The sequence below is a fragment of the Halorubrum rutilum genome (genome assembly GCF_042665015.1).
In the GTDB taxonomy this organism is placed as follows: domain Archaea; phylum Halobacteriota; class Halobacteria; order Halobacteriales; family Haloferacaceae; genus Halorubrum; species Halorubrum rutilum.
Map to the genome: position 1 here is coordinate 155365 of NZ_JBHTBL010000005.1, position 22303 is coordinate 177667.

22 protein-coding genes are annotated in these 22303 nt (G+C 70.9%); 4 read left to right on the forward strand and 18 right to left on the reverse strand.

The window, feature by feature from the left end:
- The first annotated feature begins 74 nt into the window (after positions 1 to 74).
- The 3 genes from ACFQMF_RS07060 to ACFQMF_RS07070 all read left to right on the forward strand — a co-directional run bounded on the left by ACFQMF_RS07060 (position 75) and on the right by ACFQMF_RS07070 (position 1739).
- Positions 75 to 875 (forward strand): NRDE family protein, encoded by an 801-nt coding sequence (locus ACFQMF_RS07060; protein ID WP_256409433.1) that lies wholly within the window; start codon positions 75 to 77, stop codon positions 873 to 875.
- A 102-nt stretch (positions 876 to 977) separates the two neighbouring features.
- The gene (locus tag ACFQMF_RS07065) at positions 978 to 1331 is read left to right on the forward strand and encodes a helix-turn-helix transcriptional regulator (protein ID WP_092562122.1); all 354 of its coding nucleotides are present in this window, start codon (positions 978 to 980) and stop codon (positions 1329 to 1331) included.
- Between the two features lie 48 nt (positions 1332 to 1379).
- Positions 1380 to 1739 carry a hypothetical protein gene (locus ACFQMF_RS07070; RefSeq protein WP_256409434.1) on the forward strand — a complete coding sequence of 120 codons (360 nt, stop codon included), beginning with the start codon at positions 1380 to 1382 and terminating at the stop codon, positions 1737 to 1739.
- 66 nt (positions 1740 to 1805) lie between these two features.
- Here the strand turns inward: ACFQMF_RS07070 and ACFQMF_RS07075 are convergent, their stop codons facing one another.
- The 13 genes from ACFQMF_RS07075 to ACFQMF_RS07135 form a co-directional block, all read right to left on the reverse strand.
- On the reverse strand, positions 1806 to 3596 hold the full coding sequence (locus ACFQMF_RS07075) for a Na(+)/H(+) antiporter subunit D (protein ID WP_256409435.1): 1791 nt from the start codon (positions 3594 to 3596) through the stop codon (positions 1806 to 1808).
- Positions 3593 to 5680 (reverse strand): cation:proton antiporter, encoded by a 2088-nt coding sequence (locus ACFQMF_RS07080; RefSeq protein WP_256409436.1) that lies wholly within the window; start codon positions 5678 to 5680, stop codon positions 3593 to 3595. Before ACFQMF_RS07080 ends, ACFQMF_RS07075 begins: the two co-directional genes overlap by 4 nt.
- Entirely contained in the window at positions 5677 to 7326 is a 1650-nt protein-coding gene (locus ACFQMF_RS07085; protein WP_256409437.1) for a proton-conducting transporter transmembrane domain-containing protein, read from the reverse strand. Before ACFQMF_RS07085 ends, ACFQMF_RS07080 begins: the two co-directional genes overlap by 4 nt.
- The gene (locus ACFQMF_RS07090) at positions 7319 to 7873 is read right to left on the reverse strand and encodes a cation:proton antiporter subunit C (protein WP_256409438.1); all 555 of its coding nucleotides are present in this window, start codon (positions 7871 to 7873) and stop codon (positions 7319 to 7321) included. Before ACFQMF_RS07090 ends, ACFQMF_RS07085 begins: the two co-directional genes overlap by 8 nt.
- On the reverse strand, positions 7870 to 8574 hold the full coding sequence (locus ACFQMF_RS07095) for an MnhB domain-containing protein (RefSeq protein WP_256409439.1): 705 nt from the start codon (positions 8572 to 8574) through the stop codon (positions 7870 to 7872). Before ACFQMF_RS07095 ends, ACFQMF_RS07090 begins: the two co-directional genes overlap by 4 nt.
- Positions 8571 to 9167 carry a DUF4040 domain-containing protein gene (locus tag ACFQMF_RS07100; protein ID WP_256409440.1) on the reverse strand — a complete coding sequence of 199 codons (597 nt, stop codon included), beginning with the start codon at positions 9165 to 9167 and terminating at the stop codon, positions 8571 to 8573. The genes ACFQMF_RS07095 and ACFQMF_RS07100 overlap by 4 nt, the downstream gene beginning before the upstream one ends.
- Complete coding sequence (gene mnhG, locus ACFQMF_RS07105; protein ID WP_256409441.1) at positions 9164 to 9502, reverse strand: monovalent cation/H(+) antiporter subunit G; 339 nt, start codon at positions 9500 to 9502, stop codon at positions 9164 to 9166. Before mnhG ends, ACFQMF_RS07100 begins: the two co-directional genes overlap by 4 nt.
- Positions 9499 to 9804, reverse strand: a complete 306-nt coding sequence (locus ACFQMF_RS07110; RefSeq protein WP_256409442.1) for a cation:proton antiporter — start codon at positions 9802 to 9804, stop codon at positions 9499 to 9501. The genes mnhG and ACFQMF_RS07110 overlap by 4 nt, the downstream gene beginning before the upstream one ends.
- On the reverse strand, positions 9801 to 11042 hold the full coding sequence (locus tag ACFQMF_RS07115; protein WP_379791764.1) for a monovalent cation/H+ antiporter subunit E: 1242 nt from the start codon (positions 11040 to 11042) through the stop codon (positions 9801 to 9803). The genes ACFQMF_RS07110 and ACFQMF_RS07115 overlap by 4 nt, the downstream gene beginning before the upstream one ends.
- A gap of 149 nt (positions 11043 to 11191) precedes the next feature.
- Entirely contained in the window at positions 11192 to 12367 is a 1176-nt protein-coding gene (gene coaBC, locus ACFQMF_RS07120; protein WP_256409444.1) for a bifunctional phosphopantothenoylcysteine decarboxylase/phosphopantothenate--cysteine ligase CoaBC, read from the reverse strand.
- A 529-nt stretch (positions 12368 to 12896) separates the two neighbouring features.
- Complete coding sequence (locus ACFQMF_RS07125; protein ID WP_256409445.1) at positions 12897 to 14051, reverse strand: DUF63 family protein; 1155 nt, start codon at positions 14049 to 14051, stop codon at positions 12897 to 12899.
- A gap of 123 nt (positions 14052 to 14174) precedes the next feature.
- On the reverse strand, positions 14175 to 14624 hold the full coding sequence (locus ACFQMF_RS07130; RefSeq protein WP_256409446.1) for an Lrp/AsnC family transcriptional regulator: 450 nt from the start codon (positions 14622 to 14624) through the stop codon (positions 14175 to 14177).
- Positions 14625 to 14753: 129 nt separating this feature from the next.
- The gene (locus tag ACFQMF_RS07135) at positions 14754 to 15518 is read right to left on the reverse strand and encodes a 4-phosphopantoate--beta-alanine ligase (RefSeq protein ID WP_256409447.1); all 765 of its coding nucleotides are present in this window, start codon (positions 15516 to 15518) and stop codon (positions 14754 to 14756) included.
- A gap of 112 nt (positions 15519 to 15630) precedes the next feature.
- Here ACFQMF_RS07135 and ACFQMF_RS07140 point away from each other — a divergent pair, with 112 nt between their 5' ends.
- Positions 15631 to 15867 carry a hypothetical protein gene (locus tag ACFQMF_RS07140; RefSeq protein WP_256409448.1) on the forward strand — a complete coding sequence of 79 codons (237 nt, stop codon included), beginning with the start codon at positions 15631 to 15633 and terminating at the stop codon, positions 15865 to 15867.
- 46 nt (positions 15868 to 15913) lie between these two features.
- Here ACFQMF_RS07140 and ACFQMF_RS07145 read toward each other — a convergent pair whose 3' ends face one another.
- The 5 genes from ACFQMF_RS07145 to ACFQMF_RS07165 all read right to left on the reverse strand — a co-directional run bounded on the left by ACFQMF_RS07145 (position 15914) and on the right by ACFQMF_RS07165 (position 22299).
- Positions 15914 to 17614, reverse strand: a complete 1701-nt coding sequence (locus ACFQMF_RS07145; RefSeq protein ID WP_256409449.1) for an acyl-CoA mutase large subunit family protein — start codon at positions 17612 to 17614, stop codon at positions 15914 to 15916.
- Positions 17615 to 17704: 90 nt separating this feature from the next.
- Positions 17705 to 18553: a universal stress protein gene (locus ACFQMF_RS07150; RefSeq protein ID WP_256409450.1), complete on the reverse strand. Its 849-nt coding sequence runs from the start codon at positions 18551 to 18553 to the stop codon at positions 17705 to 17707.
- A gap of 15 nt (positions 18554 to 18568) precedes the next feature.
- Positions 18569 to 19012 carry a universal stress protein gene (locus ACFQMF_RS07155; protein ID WP_256409451.1) on the reverse strand — a complete coding sequence of 148 codons (444 nt, stop codon included), beginning with the start codon at positions 19010 to 19012 and terminating at the stop codon, positions 18569 to 18571.
- 76 nt (positions 19013 to 19088) lie between these two features.
- Positions 19089 to 20657: a TrkH family potassium uptake protein gene (locus ACFQMF_RS07160; RefSeq protein ID WP_256409452.1), complete on the reverse strand. Its 1569-nt coding sequence runs from the start codon at positions 20655 to 20657 to the stop codon at positions 19089 to 19091.
- A gap of 139 nt (positions 20658 to 20796) precedes the next feature.
- Positions 20797 to 22299, reverse strand: coding sequence for a TrkH family potassium uptake protein (locus ACFQMF_RS07165; RefSeq protein WP_256409453.1), 1503 nt, complete (start codon positions 22297 to 22299; stop codon positions 20797 to 20799).
- Positions 22300 to 22303: the final 4 nt, after the last annotated feature.

Consider the following 22303-nt stretch of genomic DNA (forward strand, 5'->3'; position numbering starts at 1 on the left):
TTCTTTTATTGTGAGTAAAGAATACGCCCCTTTCGACCGCGGGTTTTTCCTCCCCCTCGCTCGGAGGGTTACTCGTGTGTACCCTCGCCCTCGCGTGGCGCGCGTTCGGCGACGCCCCCGTCGCGCTCGCCGCCAACCGCGACGAGGCGCTCGACCGGCCCGCGGAGCCGCCGGCGCTGCGCGACCCCGCCGACGGCGACGGCGTCCGATACGTCGCTCCGCGCGACGCCGAGGCCGGCGGGACGTGGATCGGCCTCTCGGCCGCCGGGGTCGCCGTCGCGGTCACCAACCGCTGGCTCGACGCGGACCGCGAGGGGGACCGCTCCAGGGGGCTCCTCGTCCGGGACTGCCTCGAAGCGGGTTCCGCCGAGGCCGCCGCGCGCGCCGTTGAGCGCGATCTCGAAACCCGGGCGTACGACGGGTTCAACCTCGTGCTCGCGGACGACACCGCCGCCTTCGTGCTCTCGTACGACGGCGGCCTCGCGGTCACCCGGCTCGACCCCGGGGTCCACGTCGTCGGCAACGTCGGCGGCGTGGTGAACGGCGTCGAGCGGTTCGCGGTCCCGGAGCGCCGCCGGGAGTTCGGTGCGGAGCGCGCCGACAGCGCGCGTCGGGTCGCGGCCGCGTTGGTCCCCGAACCGGGCGAATCCGGCGCGTCGTGGGTCGACCGCGCGAGCGACGTCCTCGCGGACCACGAGTACGGCGCCTGCCTCCACGGCGACGGGTTCGGGACGCGGTCGTTCACTCGGATCCGGACGAGCGCCGACCCGACGGGGACTCCCGAGTTCGCCTATGCCGACGGGCCGCCCTGCGAGACGCCGACGGCGCCCGTGTCGGTCCCGAGCGACTTCGGCGCGGCCGACGGCGGGACGTGACGCGGTCCGCGGCCCCCGTGACGGGTGTCCCCCGTCGCCGCTCCTCCGGCCGCGACGGGACGGAAAGCCAGTTTTAAGCGAGTCGCGGGCGGGTGTTCGACCATGAGCGTGTCCGAACTCGAGGCCGAGCTGTCGGAGGACGAGCGGGCCGGCCTCGAACTCATCCGCGAGACGGGTGGCATCCACCAGAGCGACTTCTGGAAGGAACTCGACGTCTCCTCGCGCAAGGGGAGCCGCATCGCGGAGGCGCTAGAGGAGTCGGGACTCATCCAGCGGTCCGACACCGTCTACGACGGGCACAACACGTACTACTTGGAGCCCGCGCCCCGCGACCTCGACTTCTCGCTGCTGATGGCCGGCGACATGCTGTCGCCGTTCATCGGCGAGGAGGAGGTGGACCCGCAGGCGGACGCCTTCTCGCAGTGGATGATGAACCTCGCGTACGAGGAGTACTGAGCGGCCGCCACTCGCAGTTTTATCAGGGACCCCGCCGAACATCCGGTCGTGAACCGTGCCCTCCCGCTCTCGGTCGGCGTCGGCCTCGCCGTCGGCGCCGGCCTCCATCGGCTCGTTCCCCGCGTCCCGATCGCGCTGGCCACGGCAGCCGTCTACGCCGGAGCGGCGTACTTCTCCCTCGCGTTCGACGTCTCGCTGTTCGCGGAAGCCCCCGGGTTCGACGACCGCACCGACCGGATCGGCTACGGCGTCGGGCTCTTCGGGCTGAGCGTCGGCCCGCTGCTGTTCGCTCAGTACGCCGGGAGCGACGACGCCGCGGTCGTCGGATTCGTGGTCGTCTTCTTCGGAGCGGTCGCCTTCCTCACGCTCAGCGAGCGAGCCCGGCGAGTCGGCGACGAGGCCGACTGAGACCGGACCGCTCTCGGAACCGACCGGACCGCCCCCGCGACCGACCGGACCGACGGGATGACCCGGCTAGGCCAGCAGGAAGGCGAACAGCGCGACGCCGGCCGCGAGCGTCAGGAAGAGGACGCTCCGGCCGATTCCGGTCCGGATCTCGACGTCGACGCCGAGCCCCGCGACGGCCGCCCGCGGGTGCATCGCGGTCCGCTTGACCGCGGCGACGAGCCGCATCACGGCGCGGTCGACGGCGGCCCACAGCTCCGTGACGCCCCACACCGACGCCCGGCCGAGGTAGAACGCGGCCGGGTACGTGACCGCGTCGACGTCGTGCATCCGGTGGGCGAGCCAGCCGAGCGGCCGCTTCAGCGCGAAGAAGCCGACGAAGCCGGCGACGAGCAGCGCCGCGCTCTCCGTCAGGTGGCTCGTGCTGTACGGTTTGAAATAGACGTCCTCGCTGAGGATGAGCTCCGTGAACGGCATCAGCTCGATCAGCTGGGTGTAGAACACCCCGAAGAAGATACAGGCGCCGCCCGCGAGCGCCATGCCGGCGGTCTGGAACGGCGTGGCGTCGTCCGGCGACAGCGTCGCCGAGCCGTGGAAGAACACGTAGTAGCCGAGCTTGATGAACGACATGAACGTCCCCACGCCGCCGAGGATCAGCAGCCACCAGAGGAGCCCGCTGTCCAGCAGGAGCACGTAGTTGTGGACCTCGTGCGCCGAGTCGATCACCATCCCCTTCGAGATGAATCCGTTGAACCCCGGGACCGCCGTAATCGAGGCCGCGCCGACGACGTACAGCAGGAAGGCGACCGGCATCTCCCGCCAGAGCCCGCCCATGTCGCGGATGTCCTCGACGCCGGTGCGGTAGATCACGACGCCGACGGCCATGAACAGGAGGCTCTTGTACAGCACGTTGTTGAACAGGTGGGCGAACCCGCCGGTGACGGCGAACTCGCCCACGTACGTCGCGAGCCCGAACCCGGCCAGCATGTAGCCGAGCTGCGCCTGGATGTGATACGAGAGGAGCCGGCGCGGGTCGTACTGCAGCAGCGCGAAGAACGCGCCGTAGACGGCCATGAACCCGCCGAGGTACGCCAGCCACATGCCGCCCTCGGGGAACGTCCGGTACATCACGTACGCCGCCGTCTTCGTCGTGAACACGGAGAGGAACACCGACGCCGCGACGTGCGGGCGCGGGTAGGTGTCCGGCAGCCACGTGTGCAGGAATATGAACCCGCAGTTGACGCCGACGCCGATCGCCGCGAGCACGGTCGCGCTGGCGTGGATCCCGGTCGTCGACGAGAACAGGAAGATCTCGGCGGCCGGCACGCTGCCGAGCATCGACGCGCCGTGGACGACGACGGCGCCGAGGAAGAACGTCCCCCCGATCCCGTGGAACAGCGCGTAGCGGTAGCCGGCCCGCACCGCCGCGCCGCCGTACTGCCACACCAGCAGGGTGCTGGTGACGGCCATCAGCTCCCAGAAGAAGATCAGGGTGAGCCAGTCGCCGGCGTAGATCGTCCCGAGCGTCGAGGAGACGTACACCAGCGCGAACGCGGTCACCCATTTGGGCGCCTCGGTGCCGTACGCGTACAGCACCGCCGCCGTCGCGAGGAAGCCGACGACGACCCCCATCAACAGCGAGAACTGGTCGACGTTGAACAACACCACGTCGAAGCCGAACAGCTGGGTGGCGAGGTGGGTTCCCATGCCGCCGTCACCGAGCAGCACCGCCTGCACGAACGCGAACCCCGTCGCCAGCGCGGCCGCCGCGTGGCCGGCCCGGCGCGGGAGCCCGAGCACGAGGAACGCCGCCGCCGCGAGCACGACGTACGGCGGCAGCGAGGTGAGAATCGCGTTCACGGGCGCATCGCCTCCTCTGGGAGCCGCGTGTCGACGATGAGCTCGATCAGCTCCAGGAAGCCCATCTCGTAGGGGATCACGCCGAGCAGCACCGCGAGGCTCATCGCGGTGAGGATCGGTCCGAGCGTGAACCACGACGACTCGCGCCCGCGGAGAGCGTCGAGGCCGTCGATATGTCGCCAGCCGCCCGCGGGCGGGCCGCCGGCGTGGCCGTGGTCGTCGTGTGCGCCGTGGTCGGTGTGATCGTCGTCGTGGCCGTCACCGGCCGTGTCGTCGGTGTCGCCGTCGTCCGGCTCGCCGTCGCCTAAGGTCGAGTCGTCGCTCCGTCCGACGCCGAACGGCACGTCGGCGTCGGAGGGGCGCGCGTCGACCGCGTAATCCCCGGTGTCGACGCGCTCGGCCGGCTCGGAGAAGTCGCGCTCGCTCGTGTCGAAGTCCGGCCGGACGACACCCTCCTCGTCGGTCGGCAGGTCGTCGAGCTCAGCGTCGGGGATGTCGGAATCGTCGGGGAGTTCGATGTCGTCGCCGGCGGACGCGTCCTCGACCGCCGCGCCGTCCTCGGCGCTCTCGACGACCTCGTCGACCTCGGAGTCGTCGTTTTCGGAGTCGTCGCTCTCGTCCTCAGGCCGGCCGCCATCGGTCGCCGCCAGCGTCGACCGCGACTCCCCGCCCAGCCGGAAGTCGACGAGCGGCTTCGCGTCGTGGTCGTCCTCCGCCTCGAAGAAGGCGGTGTAGATCACCGGCCAGAAGTACGCGATGTTGAGGACGCCGGAGAGCAGCAGCGCGCCGGCGAGGTAGTAGGCGACCGGGGTCAGCCGGGCGCCCATCCGGATCCCGCCGATCAGCATGTAGTACTTACTGACGAAGCCGGCCAGGAGGGGGATCCCGGCCATCCCGAGCGAGGCGACGGTAAAGGCCCCCATCGTCAGGGGCATCCGCTTGCCGATCCCCGCCATCTCGGAGATGTAGTCGGTGTGCGTCGAGACGTGGAGGTTGCCGGCACAGAAGAACAGGGTGAGCTTCATGAACGCGTGCGCCGGGATGTGCAGCAGCGCGCCGACGAGCCCGTACCAGCCGAACAGCCCGAGCCCGAGGACGATGTAGCTCAGCTGGCTCACCGTCGAGTAGGCGAGCCGCTGTTTCAGGTGGTCCTTCCGCATGGCGATGATCGAGGCCGCCGTCAGCGTGATCGCGCCGATCGTCGAGAGGACGAGCCCGGCCGAGAAGCCGAACGGGAGCGAGAGCTCGAAGACGAGCTCCGGGCCGAACACGTCGAGGACGACGCGCGAGACGCCGAACGCGCCGGACTTGACGACCGCGACCGCGTGGAGCAGCCCGGAGACGGGCGTCGGCGCGACCATCGCCTCGGGGAGCCACTGGTGGAGCGGCATGATCCCGGCCTTCACGCCGAACCCGATCGCGAGCAGGAAGAAGGCGAGCATCGCGAGGCCGGGGTCGGCGTTCGCCAGCTCCTGAATCCCGCCGGCCGTGAACGAGACGTTGCCGGCGATCAGGTAGACGAGCGCGGTGCCGGCGAGCACGAGCACGCCGCCGCCGAACATCGTGTACGCGAGGTACTTCCGGCCGGCCGAGCGCGCCTCGGGCGTCTCGTCGTGGGCGACGAGCGGATACGTCGCGATCGAGAGGATCTCGTAGAAGACGAAGATCGTCACGAGGTTGCCCGCGAACGCGATCCCCATCGTCGCCGACAGCGACACCGCGAACGCGGCGAAGTACCGAGTCTGGTTCGTCTCGTCGTTCCCGCGCATATAGCCGATGCTGTAGAAGGAGGTGACGATCCAGAGCCCGCTGGCGAGGAACGCGAACAGCATGCCGAGCGCGTCGGCGCGCAGCGCGAACTCGATCCCGGGGAGGAACGCCCCGAGCGACCACTCGAAGACGGCGCCGTCGAGGACGGCGGGGAGCATCGAGGCGACGATCCCGAACTTCGCGACCGAGGCGGCGATCGTCCACCCCTCGCGGACGTTCGGCGAGCGGTGCGACGCGACGATGAAGAACGCCGCGACGAACGAGACGAGGACGGCCAGTAGGGGTCGTGGGTCAGAGACGAGAGCGTCAGTCATGCGAACACCTCCGTGAGGAACGGACCGAACCACTCGGCGAGCGCGAAGCCGGCGAAGCCGAGCGAGACCGTGACGAGCGTCGTGACGAGGAGCACCGCCAGCGACGCCGGCGGCACGCGGTCGGGGACCAGCGAGGGCCGGGGCGCGCCAGCGACGGGCGCGACGGGGGTCCCGCCGGCCGGCGTCTCGCCGTCACCCGATTCGTCCCCGCCGTCGGCGACCGCGCCGGTCGGGTCCTCGCTCGGGCCGCTCGCGGGGTCGCCGCCGTGGTCGGCCGCCGCCTCGTCGGCGCGGCCGCCGGGGAGCCCGACGCCGGCGAAGTAGAACCGCTCGATCAGCCGCGCGACGTAGGAGAGCGTGAACAGGGTGCTGACGAAGATCACGGCGGCGATCCCAATCCCGGCCGGCCCGGCGCCGGCCATGCTCGACTCGACCGCGCCGACGCCGATGTACCACTTCCCGAGGAAGCCGACCGACGGCGGGATCCCGACGAGGCCGAGGCCGAGCAGGGCGATCGCCCCGGCCGTGAACGGCGCCTCGCGCGCGGCGCTCGCGGCGTCCTCGATCCGCCGGACGCCGTAGCCGAGCGCGAGGGTGCCGATCCCGAGGAACAGCCCGAACTTCAGCAGCCCGTGGCCGATCAGGTGGACGATCCCGCCGAGCAGCGCGGTCTCGTTCGCCAACGCGATCGCGGCCCCGATCATCCCGAACTGCGCGACCGAGGAGTAGGCGAACATGCGCTTGAGGTCCGACTGCATCGCGGCGAGCACCGAGCCCGCGAGGATCGACGCCCCGGAGACGACGAGCATCGCCGTCGTGATCGCGTCGTTCGCGGCGAGGAAGTCGACGGTGAAGACGGTGTACGTCACCCGGATCAGCGCGTACGCGCTCGTCGTCGAGACGAGCGCCGCCACGACCGCCGTGACGGCGTCCGGCGCGCGCTGGTAGGCGTCCGGCTGCCACGTGTGGACCGGGAACAGGGCGATCTTCAGCGCGAGCCCGGCGACGATCAGCGCGTAGCTCGCCTGGATCAGCGGGTCGCCGTAGCCGGCCTGCGCGACGATCTGCTCGCGCATGTCGACCATGTTCAGCGTCCCGGTCGCGAGGAACGCGTAGCCGACGCCGACGAGGTACAACGAGGCGCCCACCGTCCCGACGACGAGGTACTTCAGCGAGGCGTACGCGCTCGCCCCGGAGCGGTCGGCGGCGATGAGCGCGTACGTCGTGATCCCGACGATCTCCAGGAAGACGAACATGTTGAACAGGTCGCCCGTGAGCGCCATCCCCGAGAGCCCGCCGACGAGGAGGAGGTAGGCGCTGTAGAAGGGATTCCCGCGCGGGCCCGCCACCCGCGAGAAGGCGAGCGTCGCGAGCGAGACGACCGCGATCAGCGCGAGCACCGCGGCCGACAGCGGGTCGGCCACGAGCTCGATCCCGATCGGGGGTCGGTAGGTGCCGAGCGCGTGACTGAGCCGGCCCCCGACCGCGACCTCGGCGGCGATCGCGGCCGCGATCCCGACCACCGCGGTCGTCGCGACCGCCGCGATCGGCCAGCCGACGTCGTCGTACCGCAGTCCGAGCGCGATCGGCAGCGTGGCCGCCACGATCGGGACGGCGATCGCCAGCGGGAGGAGGACGTCAGTCATCGCTCACACCCCCGTCGGTCGCGGTCTCGTCGCCGCCGACGGTCGCCTCGACGTCCGCCGGGTCGACGCCGGACGCGTCCCCGTCGCCCTCGGCGGTCGGGCCGGACGGGAGCGACCCCTCGTCGCGCATCAGCTCGCGGAGGACGTCCGTCCGCAGCGTCCCGTACTCGTCGTAGATGCGGATACAGAGCGCGAGCCCCACGGCCGTGAGGCTCACGCCGACGACGATGGCGGTGAGCACGATCACGTGCGGGAGCGGGCTGACGAACGTTCCGCCCTCGGGCCCCCCGGAGGGTACGATCGGTATCGCGCCCCCATCGACGTACGCGGAGGCGATGAACAGCAGGAAGATCGCCGTCTGGAACAGGTTGAGCCCGATGATCTTCTTCACGAGGTTGGGGTTCGCTATCATCATGTAGAGGCCGACGCAGAGGAGCGCCGCGAACGCGACGTAGGCGTGTCTCGTCGCGAGGACCTCGAACGCCCCCGCGGACGCGAGCGCGACGGCGGGATCCGCGACCGGGACGGCGGACGCGGCGCCCGTCATCGCTCACCCCCGTCGGCGGCCGCGGTGCGGTCCGACTCCCGACCGCCGGGTTCGCCAGCGGGCTCGTCGGCGTCGTCCTCGGCGGAACCGGTATCGCCGAACCCGCTCCCGTCCGAGTCGAACCCGTTCGCGAGCAGGAAGAACAGCCCCATGAGCACGCCGCTCACGATGGCCGCGATGCCGAAGACCTCGACGCTCTCTAACCCGTACTTCACCGGGATCGGCAGCAGGTCGTACTGGAGGAACGCGCCGCCGCGCGCCACCGGGATCAGCCCGATACCGGCGAACGCCAGCGCGCCGCCGACCGCGAGCGCGACGACGACGGTGTTCGCGAGCCAGTCGCGGGTCGCCTCGATCCCGAACGCGAACGCGATCATGAAGACGACGGCGGCCACGATCGCGCCGCCCTGGAACCCGCCGCCGGGCGACCCGGCGCCGTGGAAGGTGATGAACAGGCCGTAGGTGAACGCGAACGGCGCCACGATCTTCACCGTCGGCATGATCACCTGGCTCTCCGTGTACGGGGTCCCCTGCCGCTCTTCGGAGTCGAGGCGCCCGGACCGGGGGACCGCCCGGTGCGGCGGGACGTCCGACTCGCCCTCGTCGCTTCCCCCTCCGGACGACTCCGCGTCGGTCGCGTCGGCCGCGCCGCCGACCGCGTCGCCGCCGGCGGTCTCGTCCTCGGGGCGAACGTCGCTCATGCGAACACCTCTCGATGGAGGACGATGAGGGCCGCGATCCCGCCGGCGAAGACGACGACCGCCTCGCCGAAGGTGTCGAATCCGCGGAACGCCGCCAGCACCGCCATCACCGTGTTCTCGACGCCGGTCTGTGCGTACGACTCGCTGAGGTACCACTGGCTCACCTCCGGGTTCGACCACACCGGCGCGTCGGGCGAGCCGACCGCCGGGATGTCGCCCATCGTGAGCAGGAGCCCCCCGAATAGGATTCCCACGGCGCCGACGGCCGGGAGGTTCACCGACTCGAAGGCCACGTCGTGGTCGATCCGCGTCGTCTTCGCGAGGGTCAACAGGAGGAGGACGGTGGTCACCCCGGCGGAGATCGCCGCCTCCGTCAGCGCGACGTCCGGCGCGCGGTAGAACGTGTACAGCGCGGCCATGCCGAGGCTGTACGCGCCGAAGACGATGACGGCCGCGAGCACGTCGCGCGCCAGCGCCGTCGCCAGCGCGGTCAACACGACGAACGCGAGCAGGCTCGCCTCGATGGCCGTGACCTGAGCGACGACGGGGGCCTGGGCGGGCGTCGACGGTGCGAGGGCGATCGCTCCCGTCATCGCCGGTCGTCCCCCTCGGTCCACGGGACGATCCCCTCCTCGAAGGCGGCCCGGGCGATCGCGTGGGCCGCAGTCGGGTTCGTCACGAAGATGAAGAACAGCAGCAGCATCGACTTGAAGCCGGCGCCCTCCCAGCCGACGGCGAGCGCGACGGCGGCGAGCCCGAAGCCCGCCCCGAGCGTGTCGGCCTGCGAGGCGGTGTGGGCCCGGGAGTAGACGTCCGGGAGCCGGAGCACGCCCGTCATGGAGACGAACGTGAAGAACAGCCCGAGCAGGGTGAACGCGACGACCAGCGCGACGCGGACCGTCCCGAGCGCCCCGAGCGTCTCGGTCACAGCACACCACCCCGCTCGACCGTGAACTTCGAGATGGCGATCGCCATCAGGAAGTTCAGCAGCGCGTACACTAAGGCGATGTCGAGGAACGTCGGCTCCGACAGCGCCGCGGCCAGGATCGCGAGGATGACGACGGTGTTCGTCCCGAGGACGTTCACCGCGAGCACCCGATCCTGCATCGTCGGCCCCTTCACCGCCCGGTATAACATTCCGATCGCGAGCACCGCGAACCCGGCGGCCGCGAAGAGGAGGAAGTCGCCGACAGTGTAGCCGGCGGCGACCGCGACGTCGACGAGCGTCACGCGTCGGTCACCCCCTCGTCCTCGGCGGCGGGGCCGTCGTCCTCGACCGGCGGTCCGTCGTCGCCGTCGCCCGCCTCGATCCCGTCCGCGTCGGTCGCGCCGCCGTCAGCGGCGGCGATCGGGAGCTCCTCGGTCGCGTCGGGGCCCTGCAGGATCGCGTGGTCGTCGCGCTCGCGGGGCGTGGGAAGGCGGGCCGCCGAGCGCCCGTAGTAGACGAAGCGCGTCCACCGCTCCAGTGAGCCGTCGAACAGCCCCTCGCGGGCCCACGGGAGCAGCGAGTGGACGTAGAGGTCGCTGTCGCGGGCGCGGACCGTCAGGGTCCCCGGCGTCAGCGTGATCGAGTTCGCGAGCGTCATCAGCGGGAGCCCGCTCCCGACGATCACCCGGACGCGGTTCAGCGTCGGGTCGATCGGGAGCCTGGGGTCGAGTATCACGCGGGCGACCACCAGGTTCGCCACGACGATCTCGTACAGCAGGACGGGGACGTAGACCGCGCCGCGGACCAGCCGCAGCGGCGTCCGCGGGACCGCCGGGTCGGCGTCGAAGCTGACCCGCGAGAGGGTGATCGAGACGATCGCGGCGGTCGCGACGCCCGTCACCCAGTCGAACCAGTAGAGGGGGTCGCCGAGCACGAAGTAGAAGGCGAGCGAGAGGCCGAACATCGCCGCGAACCGCACGCCGGTCGCCTCGCTCCGGAGCCGCTCCGGTCGGGTCGGGCGCCCTACGGGGGCCGTCCGGACGTCCAGCGAGGTGTTCGACAGCGCGAACTCAAGCGGCTGGAGCAGCGTCGTGTTGCCGACCGGCGTGTACTCGGGGTCGAGCACCACCGCGTCGGCGCCGTGCTCCTCGGCGTACCCCGCGAGCACCTCGACGTAGTCGTCCGGGCCGAACAGGTACCCCTCCGCGCCGATCAGCGCCGAGGCGACCGTCACGCCGTCGCCCGCGTCGCCGTCGGCGTCGTCGAGGTCCGCCTCCGCCCACGCGACCACCCGCTCGAGGACGCGCCGGGCCTCGGCGCTGTGGTCGTCCGACCCCGGGTCGCCGTCGCGCCACGAGGCGATCTCCACGAAGTGGATCGCGGAGAACTCGCCGTCGACGGCCGCCTCGACGACGTGGGAGACCGTCGCGCGGAGGGTCGGCGACGGCTCGACGGGGACGACGACCGTCGACGCCGGCTCCGCGTCGGCGTCGTCCGCGACGGGCCCGTCGGCGTCGGCGGCGTCAGTCACCCACCACACCTCCGGCGGGTCCGAGGGCCACCGTCTCTGTGCACATAGGTATCTCTATCGGGATCCTTTCCCTACCGCCTCAAAACAGTTTGTATCCCAGCCGATGTCGAACGAATCGACCGCGTCGCCGTCGTCCCTCTCGCGGCCGGAGGGGGTCGTTACCCCGCCGCGTCCCGCCCGAGCGCGGCCGCGAGCCGGTCGGCGATCCGCCCCGCGACCCGGTCCTTCGAGCCCGCCGCCTCCTCCGGCTCCGTGCCCTCGTCGCCGACGAGGAGGACGCGCGTCTCGTCGTCGCCCATCACGCTCGCGTCGTTGGCCACGACGAACGCGAGGTCGACGCGGTCGCGGATCCGCTCGGCCTCCGCGACCATCGCGGCGTCGTCGCCCGACGTCTCGGCCTTGAACCCGACGATCGGCAGGTCGGGGTACGCCTCCCGGACCGAGTCGATGAGCTTCGGCGTGGGGCGGAGGTCCACCGAGAGCGGCGAGCCCGACCGGATCTTCTGGTTGACGGCGTCGGCGGTGAAGTCGGAGATGGCCGCCGCCGACACCAGCGCGTCGGCGGTGGCCGCGGTCCGCCGGCAGGCCGCCATCATCTCGTCCGCGGTCTCGACGGCGACGACGTCGGCGTAGGGCACGTCCGGGCCGTCCTGGACGAGCGTCACCTTCGCGCCGCGGACGTAGAGCGCTCGGGCGACCGCCCGACCCGTCTTCCCCGACGCCCGGTTCGTTAAGATCCGGATCGGGTCGATGCGCTCCTTCGTCGCGCCCGCCGTGACGACGACGTGCGCGCCCGAGAGCGACTGCGGGGTCGTCGCGCGGGCGACCTCGGTGACGATCTCCGACTCCGCGGCGACCTTCGCCTTCCCCTCCTCGATCCGGGGGTCCGCGAACGTCACGCCCCACGCCTCCAGCCGGTCGAGCGCCTCCAACACGCCCGGGTGGTCGTACATCGGCTCGTGCATCGCGGGCGCCATCACCACGGGCATCCCGGCGCCGAGCGCGGTCGTCGCGCAGGTCGTCACGGGCGTGTCGTCGATCGCCCCGGCGACCTTCCCGGCGGTGTTCGCGGTCGCCGGCGCCAAGAGGAGCACGTCGGCCCACCCCTCGCGGCCGCAGAGCTCGACGTGCTCCACGTCCCCGGTGATCTCGGTGACGACGGGCTCGTCGGTCGCGAAGTCGACCGCCCACGGGTGGATTATGTCGGTCGCCGCCGGAGACATGACGGCGCGCACGCTCGCGCCCTGTCGGCGGAGCTCGTGGGCGAGTTCGACGACCTTCACCGCCGCGATGCTCCCCGAGACGCCGAGCGCGACGTTGACCCCCTGTAGCATTACCGAGACCGTTCTGCCCCTGGCGGCTTATAAGATACCGTTGCGGAACGGGGTTGACATCGACCGCTCGCTGCACCCGGTCGGCGCTACTAAAAACGAATGACCGTTGTGGCGTGCGCCTGCGAGCGCCCATCGGGCGCGAGCAGACCGCACGAGGGAGTCGGTGGTCCGGAGCACCGCGGAGGACCACCGACGAGGCTGGGGAGGCGTGAGGTGCGGTGCTGGCGGGTGGGACTCAAAGGGGCAGCCGCAAGGAGGGCGCAGGCGACGTAAGCACTGCAGGGAGCGAGCAACGCGAGCGACCGAAGCGCGTGGTTCGAGAGAGCGAAGCTCTCTCGTCATCACGAAAGGCGCGGAGCGCCTTTCGAACGACAGCGAGCGTGCGCCCTCCTTGCGGCTGGGGCTTTGGAGGTGTTCACCGCCGATCTGTGATCAGCCATTTATATACAAGCGACTGAATTCTCTAAAGCGCTCTCAGCGCCACCAAAAGCGAAAATTGACGGATACCGGACTAAACCGATTCGCCTATTTAAATACCGAACGTCGCACGCAGCATGTCCCGCGTGCCGGGGCCGAGCCCCACGGCCAGCACGGTGATCAGCAGCATCAGCGTGTACCGCGGCGACTCCTCGAACATCTCGCCGTTGAACACCCAGACGACGAACGACGCGGCGACGAGCTTCACCAGCAGGAACGGCCACGCGTCGCCGGTGACGGCGACGATCGGGTCCGGGAGGAGCCGCCCGGTCCAGTTCACGATCAGCGCGTTGACGACGTGCTTCGGGACGAGGTTCGCGGTCCCGGTCAGCGCCGGCATCCAGTCGAGCCCGATCACGTTGGCGGCGCCGTCGATCGCGTGGCCCCAGACGATGACGATCCCGGCGACGCCGGTCCCTTGGCGGATCGTCGGCTCGTAGCGGGTCGCGAGCTTCCAGGTGACCGCGGTCGCGACGGTCGCGACGACCAACGTCAGCGCGAGCACCTGCGGGTAGAACTCGACGTAGTCGGTCGCGGCGGCGAGGTACGAGAGGTAGCCGACCGAGGCCGCGAGCGCGACTGCCCCCATCGCGAACAGCGGCCGGGCGTAGTCGTCGACGACCCCGCGGTTCGCCAGCCCGTACGCCGCGAGGACGCAGGCGAGCGTGAACCCGAACGCGGTGAAGTAGATGAACGGGCTGATCAGCAGCGCGCTCGCGGGGAACGGTATCAGCGGCTCCGTGCCGGCGCGGAGCGCGGCGACGCCCGAGTCCTCGACGGTGCGGAGCGCGCCCCCGAGCAGCATGAACGGGAACAGCGCGAAGAAGAACCGGAGCTCCTCGCCGATCTCCAGCCGGCGGAGCAGGAACACCACGCCGATCAGCATCGCGAGCAGGACGACCACGTAGCTCACGGTCGAGACGGTGGTGTACCCCGGGAACGCGACGACCTCGCCGGCGTCGACCGCGGCCTGACACGCCGACGAGCTCCCGAGCAGTTCGGTCCCGCTCGCGTCCCGAACGGCGCACTGCGCGCCCCGACCGTCGGCGACGACCGGCCCCCAGAAGTACCGCCAGACGAACCGGTCGTACACGGCCCGCGGGAAGACGGCCGACCCGACCGCGAGCAGCAGCGCGAACCCGCCGACGATCGCCGCCCACGCCCGTTCCGGTGACCGCTCGACCCGTCCGGCGACCGGTGTGCTCATGGTTCCCGTTCGGGGTGTTTCCGAGTTTAGCGTTCCGGTCCCCGCTCGTCGCGCGGCCCGGCGTCGTCGGGGCCGAGCGCCGCCGCGAACCCCGTCAGCGAGGGCCTCGTCCGCGGGGTCCGCTCAGATCGGCGGCCCGTCGTCGTCGAAGTCGGTTCCGAGGATGATCATCGTCTGCGAGCGCGAGAACCCGTCCATCTCCGCGATCTCCTCGAACATCAGCTCGCGGAGGCTGTCGGTGTCGGCGGCGACGACCCGGAGCATGACGTCCCACTCGCCGGTCGTCAGGTGGATCTCGCTGACGCCGTCGATCTCGCGGAGCCGCTCCAGCGCGTCCTCCTCGCGCCCCTGTTCGACGCGGAGTCCGACGAACGCGCTGACCCCGAAGCCGACCGCCTTGGGGTCGACCTCGGCGTGGTACCCCTCGATGACGCCGGCCTCCTCCATCCGCCCGACCCGGTCGTGGACGGTCGCGCTCGACATGTCGATCCGACGCGCGACCTCCGAGAAGGGAGTACGGGCGTCCTCCTGGAGGATCCTGAGTATTTCGCGGTCGGTCTCGTCGAGTTCCATGCCCTCGTTAGGTCGGGGACGGACTTTGCAGTTCCGACGTCCCGCGAACGCTACTCCTCGTTTTCCTAATATCTCGTCGACGAGGGGCCCACCCCCGCCGCCCGCCTCGTCTTCGCGGCCGCCCCGCGGCTACGGCTCGTCGGGCGTCTCGAGCGACCCCTCTCGGATCGCGGTCTCCGCCGCCGAGAGCGCCTCGTCCGCGTCGAACGCGTCGCCGATCCCCCGCAGTTCCTCGGGCGAGGCGTCGGCGAGGTCGCGCGCGTGATCTGCGACGTTCGGCACCGCGCGGATCAGGTTGTCGATGATCGGGACGTCCGCCGTCCGCGGCGACCGGCTCCCGGGATTGAGGTCGATCACGATCTCCGTCTTCCCCATCGCGTCGAGCGCCGCGGCGCGGTCGCCGTCCTCCAGCGGGACGACGACGACGTCGGCCGCCTCGATCCCGTCGGCGTCGACGACGCCGCGCGCGTGGTCGAGGCCGGGGATCTCGCCGTCGCCGGCGAGCCCCTTCACCTCGTCGGCGCCGTGCTCGCGGAGGTGGTCGGCGATGCGCCGGGCGCGCTCGTCGGTGTGGTTGAAGAGGTTCACCTCCAGGTCGGCGTCGACCGCCTCGGAGAGTTCGACCGTCTCCGCGGGCGCGAGCGCGGCGACGTTGCCGTTCACCGAGATCACCGGGCGATCGGCCGCGAGCAGCGTCGCCGCGGCGGCGCGCGCGGCGCGGTCCGCGCTCGGGAGCGTCCGCTCGCCGAGGAGGTAGTCGAACGCCTCGCCGCGCCCCTGTGCGATCAGCCCCTGCTTCGAGGTGATCCCCTTCTCGACGCCCGCCTCGATCCGGTGACGCGTCACGAGCGAGGCGTACCGCGGGTGGTCCTCCGGGACCTCCGTCTCCGTCATACCCGAGCGAGGCGGCGCGCCGAGTAAAGTGGACCGTTCGCGGCCGCCGCGTGCGGGCTCGGCGCCCGTTCGCACAAGCGTTAACATGGGACACTTCGTAGCTCGACGCGGGATGGACCGCACTGGCAAGTACACGATCGTCGACGCGTGTAACGACCACGGGGCGATCACGCTCCGTGAATACCCGCGCAACGGGACGCTGTACGTCGTCGAATACGACGATCCCGACGTGGAAGCCGAGCTGTCGGCGCTCGACGCCGGCTCGGTCGTCGAGCTCGACCTCTGGCGGGCGGGCCGCCGCGGCAACGCGTGGTGCGCGGAGTCCGCTCGGCCGGTCGACCCGGCGTGACGCGCCGCCGGTCCGCCCGTCCCGCCGTCTCAGTTTTTCGCGCCGCTCAGGCCACCCCGACGCGCTCGCGGTAGCTCCCGTACTCCGCCTCGAACACGTCCATGACCTCCCCCATCGTCGCGTACGCCTTGACGGCCGCGACGATCGCGGGCACGACGTTCTCCCCCGCGTCGACCGCGTCGCGGAGGTCGTCGAGGGCGGCCTCGACCGCGTCGTCGTCGCGCTCCGCCTTCACCGACTCCAGCCGGTCGAGCTGGCGCTCCCGGGTCGTCTCGTCGACGCGGAGCAGGTCGGGTTCCGTGTCCGCCTCGACCCGGTAGGCGTTGACGCCGACGACGGTCTCCTCGCCCTCGTCGACCCGCTCCTGGTACTCGTAGGACGCCTCCTGGATCTCGCGGTGGAAGTACCCCCGCTCGATGCCGCGGAGCACCCCGTCGCGGACGGAGCCGTCGCCCATGTCCCGTATCTCTTCGATATACGCCGTCGCCTCCGCCTCCACCTCGTCGGTGAGCGCCTCCACCGCGAAGGAGCCGCCCAGCGGATCGACGATGTCGGCCGCGCCCGACTCCTCGGCGATGATCTGCTGGGTGCGGAGCGCGACCCGGACGGCCCGCTCGGAGGGAAGCGCGAGCGCCTCGTCGAAGGAGTTGGTGTGGAGGCTCTGGGTGCCGCCGAGCACGCCCGCCAGCGCCTGGAGCGTGACGCGGACGACGTTGTTCAGGGGCTGTTGGGCCGTCAGCGACTGCCCCGCCGTCTGGGTGTGGAACTTGAGCCGTTTCGAGGCGTCGGCCTCGGCGCCGTACCACTCGCCCATGATCCGCGCGTAGATCCGGCGGGCGGCGCGGAACTTCGCCACCTCCTCGAAGACCGAGTTGTGCGCGTTGAAGAAGAAGGAGAGCTGCGGCGCGAACGCGTCGACGTCGAGCCCGCGGTCGAGACACGCCTCGACGTACGCGAACCCGTCGGCGAGGGTGAAGGCGAGCTCCTGGACCGCGGTCAACCCCGCCTCGCGGATGTGGTACCCCGACACCGAGATCGGCTTGAACTTGGGGGTCTCGTCGACCGCGAACTCGATCGTGTCGGTCACCAGATCGAGGGAGGGCTCCGGGGGGATCACCCACTCCTTCTGCGCGATGAACTCCTTGAGCATGTCGTTCTGGAGGGTCCCGCGGAGCTCCTCGCGCGGGATTCCGCGCCGGTCAGCGAGCGCGACGTACATCGCGTAGATCACCGGCGCGCTCGGGTTGATCGTGAACGAGGTCGACACCTCGGCGAGGTCGATGCCGTCGAAGAGGACCTCCATGTCCCGGAGCGTGTCGACCGCGACGCCCTCCTTGCCCACCTCGCCGAGCGACATCGGGTCGTCGGAGTCGAGCCCCATCAGCGACGGCATGTCGAAGGCCGTCGAGAGGCCGGTCTGTCCCTCGTCGATGAGGTAGCGGAAGCGCTCGTTCGTCTCCTCGGCGGTGCCGAACCCCGCGAACTGCCGCATCGTCCACGTCCGGCCGCGGTACATCGTCGGGTAGACGCCGCGGGTGTACGGCTCCTCGCCGGGGAAGCCGAGGTCCTCGCCGTAGTCGAGGTCGGCAACGTCCGCGGGGGTGTAGAGGCGGTCGACCTCGCGGTTCGACACCGTCGCGAACCGCTCCCTCCGCTCGCCCCGCCGGTCGAGGGTCGGGCCGAGCGTCTCCGCCTCCCACGACGCCTTGGCCTCGCGGATCTCGGAGAGCTCCTCGTCGTCGTACATGGCGCCCGCTACCCGCCGGACTCGTATAAATATTCATTATATTTTAAGAGATGCGCGACTCGGACGGCGAAACGCTCGAACCGGACGACGTCATCGCCCCCCGAAAAGCCGCTCGCGGAGCGATCGCGACGACGGGCGCTCCGCGAGCAACACCGGCGCGTCGAGGCGCTCGACCGCCTCGGACGCCAGCGACCCGCGGACGATCCGCGAGAGCAGCCCCCGTTCCGTCGCCCCCACGATCACGAGGCCGTACCCCTCGCCGACGCGCTCGATCGCCTCCTCGACGTCGCCCGTCTCGACCCGCAGCGTCGCGTCGGCGAGGCCGTGACCGTCGGCCCAGTCCGCGAGGAACGCCCGGCCGGTCTCCTCGTCGCCCGGCTCGACGACGTGCAGGAGCGAGACCTCCGCGCCGGCGACGTCCCGGAGCGCCGCCGCGACCTCCGCGGAGAGGTCGGAGGAGGGGCCACCGGCGGTCGGGACGAGCACGTCCGAGGGGTCCGGCCGCTCGCCGTCGAGGACGAGGAAGTCGCACGGGAGGTCCCGGGCGAGTTCGTCCAGCGACCCCTCCACGCGTCCGCCGGCGAACCGGGTCCCGCCGTACCCCATCACGACGGCGTCGGCGTCGCTCGTCCGGGCGGCGTCGAACACCTCCTCGATCCCGCGGTGCGAGAGGACTGTCTTCGTCCTGACCGGCACGTCGAAGGCGGCCGCGTCGGCGACGGCGGCGTCGAGCAGCTCCGCGGAGGAGTCGTCGAGCCGCTCCCTGTTCTCGGCGGCCTTCTCCAGCGACGTCTGATCGGGGACGGTGACGACGTGGATCGCCAGCACGCGCCCGCCCTCGCGCTCGGCGAGCGCGCCGGCGAGCGCGACGAGCGCGCCCTCGGTCCGCGGGTTCGCGAGCGCGACCAGCACCGTCGGCCCGTCGCCGGTCTCGGTCATCCGTTCGGAGCCGGGTCAGCGCTCGGCCGACTCCGCGCGCGGGAGCGCCACGACCGGGACCGGCGCGTCGGTCACGAGCTTCGCCGACAGGTCGCCCGAGAGGAACTGCGCGAGCCGGTTCCCGCCCCGGGGCCGGTAGGCGATCGCGCTCGCGTCCACCTCGCCGGCGGCGTCGAAGATCGCGTCGACCACGTCCCGGGAGTAGGCGGTGTGCTCCCCGGCGTCCGGGAACACCGTCCGCACCGCCGCGTACGACTCGGCGGCGAGCTCCTCCGACTGCTCGACGGGCGTCTTGTCGGGGACGCCGCCGCCCTTCTCGACGACGTGGAGCGCCGTCACTCGGCCGACGTCGTACGGTTCGAGCGCTCTCGCGGTGGCGAGCGCGTCGTCCTCGTTAGCGACGGGGAGGAGCGCGTGCGCGAGCAGGTCCCGTCCGCCCGTCTCGTCGTGGCTGGTCATACGGGCATCAACTCCCCCGTCCGTTAAGAAGATACGCTCCGCGCGTCGGCCGGCGGAGGTCGGCCGGTCCGAGCGGCTACCGCGCGTCGATCCCGGAGATGAACACCGCGAGCACCGGGACGATCTCCAGCCGGCCGATCCACATCAGGAAGATCATCAGGAGCTTCGACGTGTTCGGAAAGAACAGGTAGCTCCCGAACGGCCCGAGCCGACCGAACCCCGGTCCGATGTTCCCGATGGTCGCGAGCGACGCGCTGATCGACTCCAGCGCGCTCAGCTGGACCCCGATCCGCGCGGTGTCGAGCGCGATGAACACCGCGGAGAGCGCGAACAACACCACGTACAGCATGGTGAACGCCATGATACCGCGGATGGCGCTTTCGTCGACGACGTTGCCGCCCAACCGGACCGGCTGAACGACTTCGGGGTGCGCCGAGGTGAACAGCTCCCGGCGGATCGCCTTCCCGACGACGAGCCAGCGGACGATCTTCACGCCCCCGCCGGTCGACCCGGCGGAGCCGCCGATGAACATCGTGAACAGGAGCAGGACCTGCGCGTGCGCGTCCCACTGCGCGAAGTCCGCGGTCGCGAATCCGGTCGAGTTCAGCAGCGACCCGATCTGGAAGGCGGCCTGCCGGATGGAGTTCCCGGCGACGCCCTGGGTGGTCCCGCCGAGCTCGATCAGCGGGGCGGCCCCCCGGAACAGGAGCACGGCGAGCAGGGCGGTGATGACGGCGAGGGCGCCGGCGTACGCGCGGAACTCGGCGTTCTCTAACATTACCTCCGCCTCGCCGCGGAGCACGTGCCAGAACAGCGCGAAGTTGACGCCGGCGACGACCATGAACGGGATGACGACCCACTGGACGGCCGCCGAGAACGCGCCGATGCTGTCGGCCTGCGGCGAGAACCCCCCGGTCGGCAGCGTCGAGAAGCCGTGGGCCACCGCGTTGAACAGGTCCATGTTCGGCGCCATCCCGAGGAGGTGGAGCGCGTACAGCAGCGCCGCGAGCAGGACGGTGAACCCGAAGTAGATCAGCCACAGCGCGCGCGCCGTCTCGGCGATCTTCGGCGTGAGCTTCTGGAGCTCCGGGCCCGGCGCCTCCGACTCCATCAGCTGTGCGCCGTTGACCGCGACCTCGGGGAGGATGGCGATCATCAGGACGATGATCCCCATCCCGCCGAGCCACTGCGTGAGCTGGCGCCACATCAGCAGGGCGTGGGAGTGTCGGTCCGTCCCGATCTCGCCGAGGACGGTCGCGCCCGTGGTGGTGAACCCGCTCATCGACTCGAACAGCGCGTTGACGATCGACCCCGTGAACGCGCCGACAGATCCCGTCTGGAGCCCGACGGTCGACGCCGTGTTGTACCCGGCGATCAGGTACGGCACCGTGCCGATGGCCGCGGCCGCGAGCCACGCGAGCGAGACGAAAAGCAGCGCCTCGCGCGGCCCGAGGTCCGGGTCCGGGTCGACGCGCTCGACGGCGAACCCGATCGCGGCGACGAGCGCCATCGAGGCGAGGAACACCCCGGCGTCCTCTCCGTACGCGAGCGCCACGACGAGCGGTACCAACATCGTGACGGCGAGGTACTTGATCCCGACCCCGAGAAGCCCCACGCTCGCCTTCCAGTTGACGCCCCACGACATGGTTGTTCGATCGATCCGGGAGTCGCCCGTTCGCTGTATTAAACTGTCGAAGGGGGGACGGCGCCGGCGACCTCGGCGCGTCGCCGTCGCGGTCGCGTCCGGGGACTAACGCCCCGACTCGGATCCCCGGTTCCGGTCGTCACGACGTCCAGAACGCCCTCGTGAACAGCACGAGAACGGGGATGATCTCGATCCGGCCGATCCACATCAGGACGATCATCACGGCCCGCGTCGTCGTCGGGAACGTCGCGAACGTCCCGTACGGGCCCGCCGCGCCGAACGCCGGCCCGATGTTGAGGAACGTCGTCGCCGCGGCGCCGAGCGCCTCGAACTCGGTGACCCGGACGTCCGCCCGCTCGGCGTCGACGACGACGACCACGGCGAGCAGGAAGAAGATCACGATGCTGAGGAGGAGGTACGCGTAGATGTCGCGGATTGCGCCCTCGTCGATCGGCTTCCCCGAGATCCGCACCGGCCGCACGGCCTCCGGGTGGATGGCGGTGAAGAGGTTCCGCTTGAACGACTTCAGCGCCACCAGCCACCGGAGCGACTTGATCGAGCAGGTCGTCGACCCCACCATCCCGCCGACGAACATGCCCATGAACAGCACGTGCTTCGCCGCGGGCGCCCACCGGACGTAGTCGGTGCTGGCGTACCCCGTCGTCGTCACGATCGACGCGACGTTGAACACCGCGTGGCGCACCGTCGCCTCGGCGCCGAAGGCGACGCCCGGATCGAGGAACAGCGCGACGGCGACGACCGTCGCGAACGTCCCCATCGCGCCGAGGTAGAAGTGGAACTCCTCGTTCCGCAGCAGGCGCATCGGCTCCCCGTTGATGGCGAAGTAGATGAGGACGAAGCTCGTCGAGCCGATCACCATGAACGGGACGACCGCCCACTGGACGACCGGGTGGAACGCCCCCATCGAGAGCGGCTCCGGCGAGAAGCCGGCGGTCGCGACCGACGTGAACGCGTGGGCGACGGCGTTGTACAGGTCCATCCGCGGGTCGAACGCCAGCCCCAGCAGGAAGTAGACGACGACGGCGAGCCCGGTGAGCCCGAAGTAGATCCCCCAGATGAGCTGCGCGGTCTCCGAGATCTTCGGCGTGAGCTTGTTGACGTCCTGCGTCTGCGACTCCGACTCCATCAGCTGGGCCCCGCCGACGCCGACCTCGGAGAGCACCGCGGTCGCTAAGATCAGGATCCCGAGCCCGCCGAGCCACTGGATCACCTGCCGCCACATCATGACGGAGCGCGAGTGGATCGAGAAGTCCCGGAGGACGGTCGCCCCGGTCGTCGTCAGCCCGCTCATCGACTCGAACAGCGCGTTCACAGGGTGCGCGACCGTTCCGACGCCGGCGACGACGAAGGGGATCGCGCCGACCGCGGCGACGAGGAACCAGATCAGCGCCACCGCGAGGAACGCCTCTCGGGGGCCGAGGTCCTCCTCCGGGTCCTGCACCGACCGGAACGCCGCGCCGACCGCGAGCGAGGCGGCGATCGCCGCGACGAAGGGGAGGGGCGACTCGCCGTAGTAGAGCGCGACGAGCAGCGGGAACGCGAGCGGGACCGGGAGGGCGGCGAGGACGTCGCCGGTGAGTCCCACGCTCGCCCGCCAGCCGACCCGGATCCTGGTGCTCACGGCG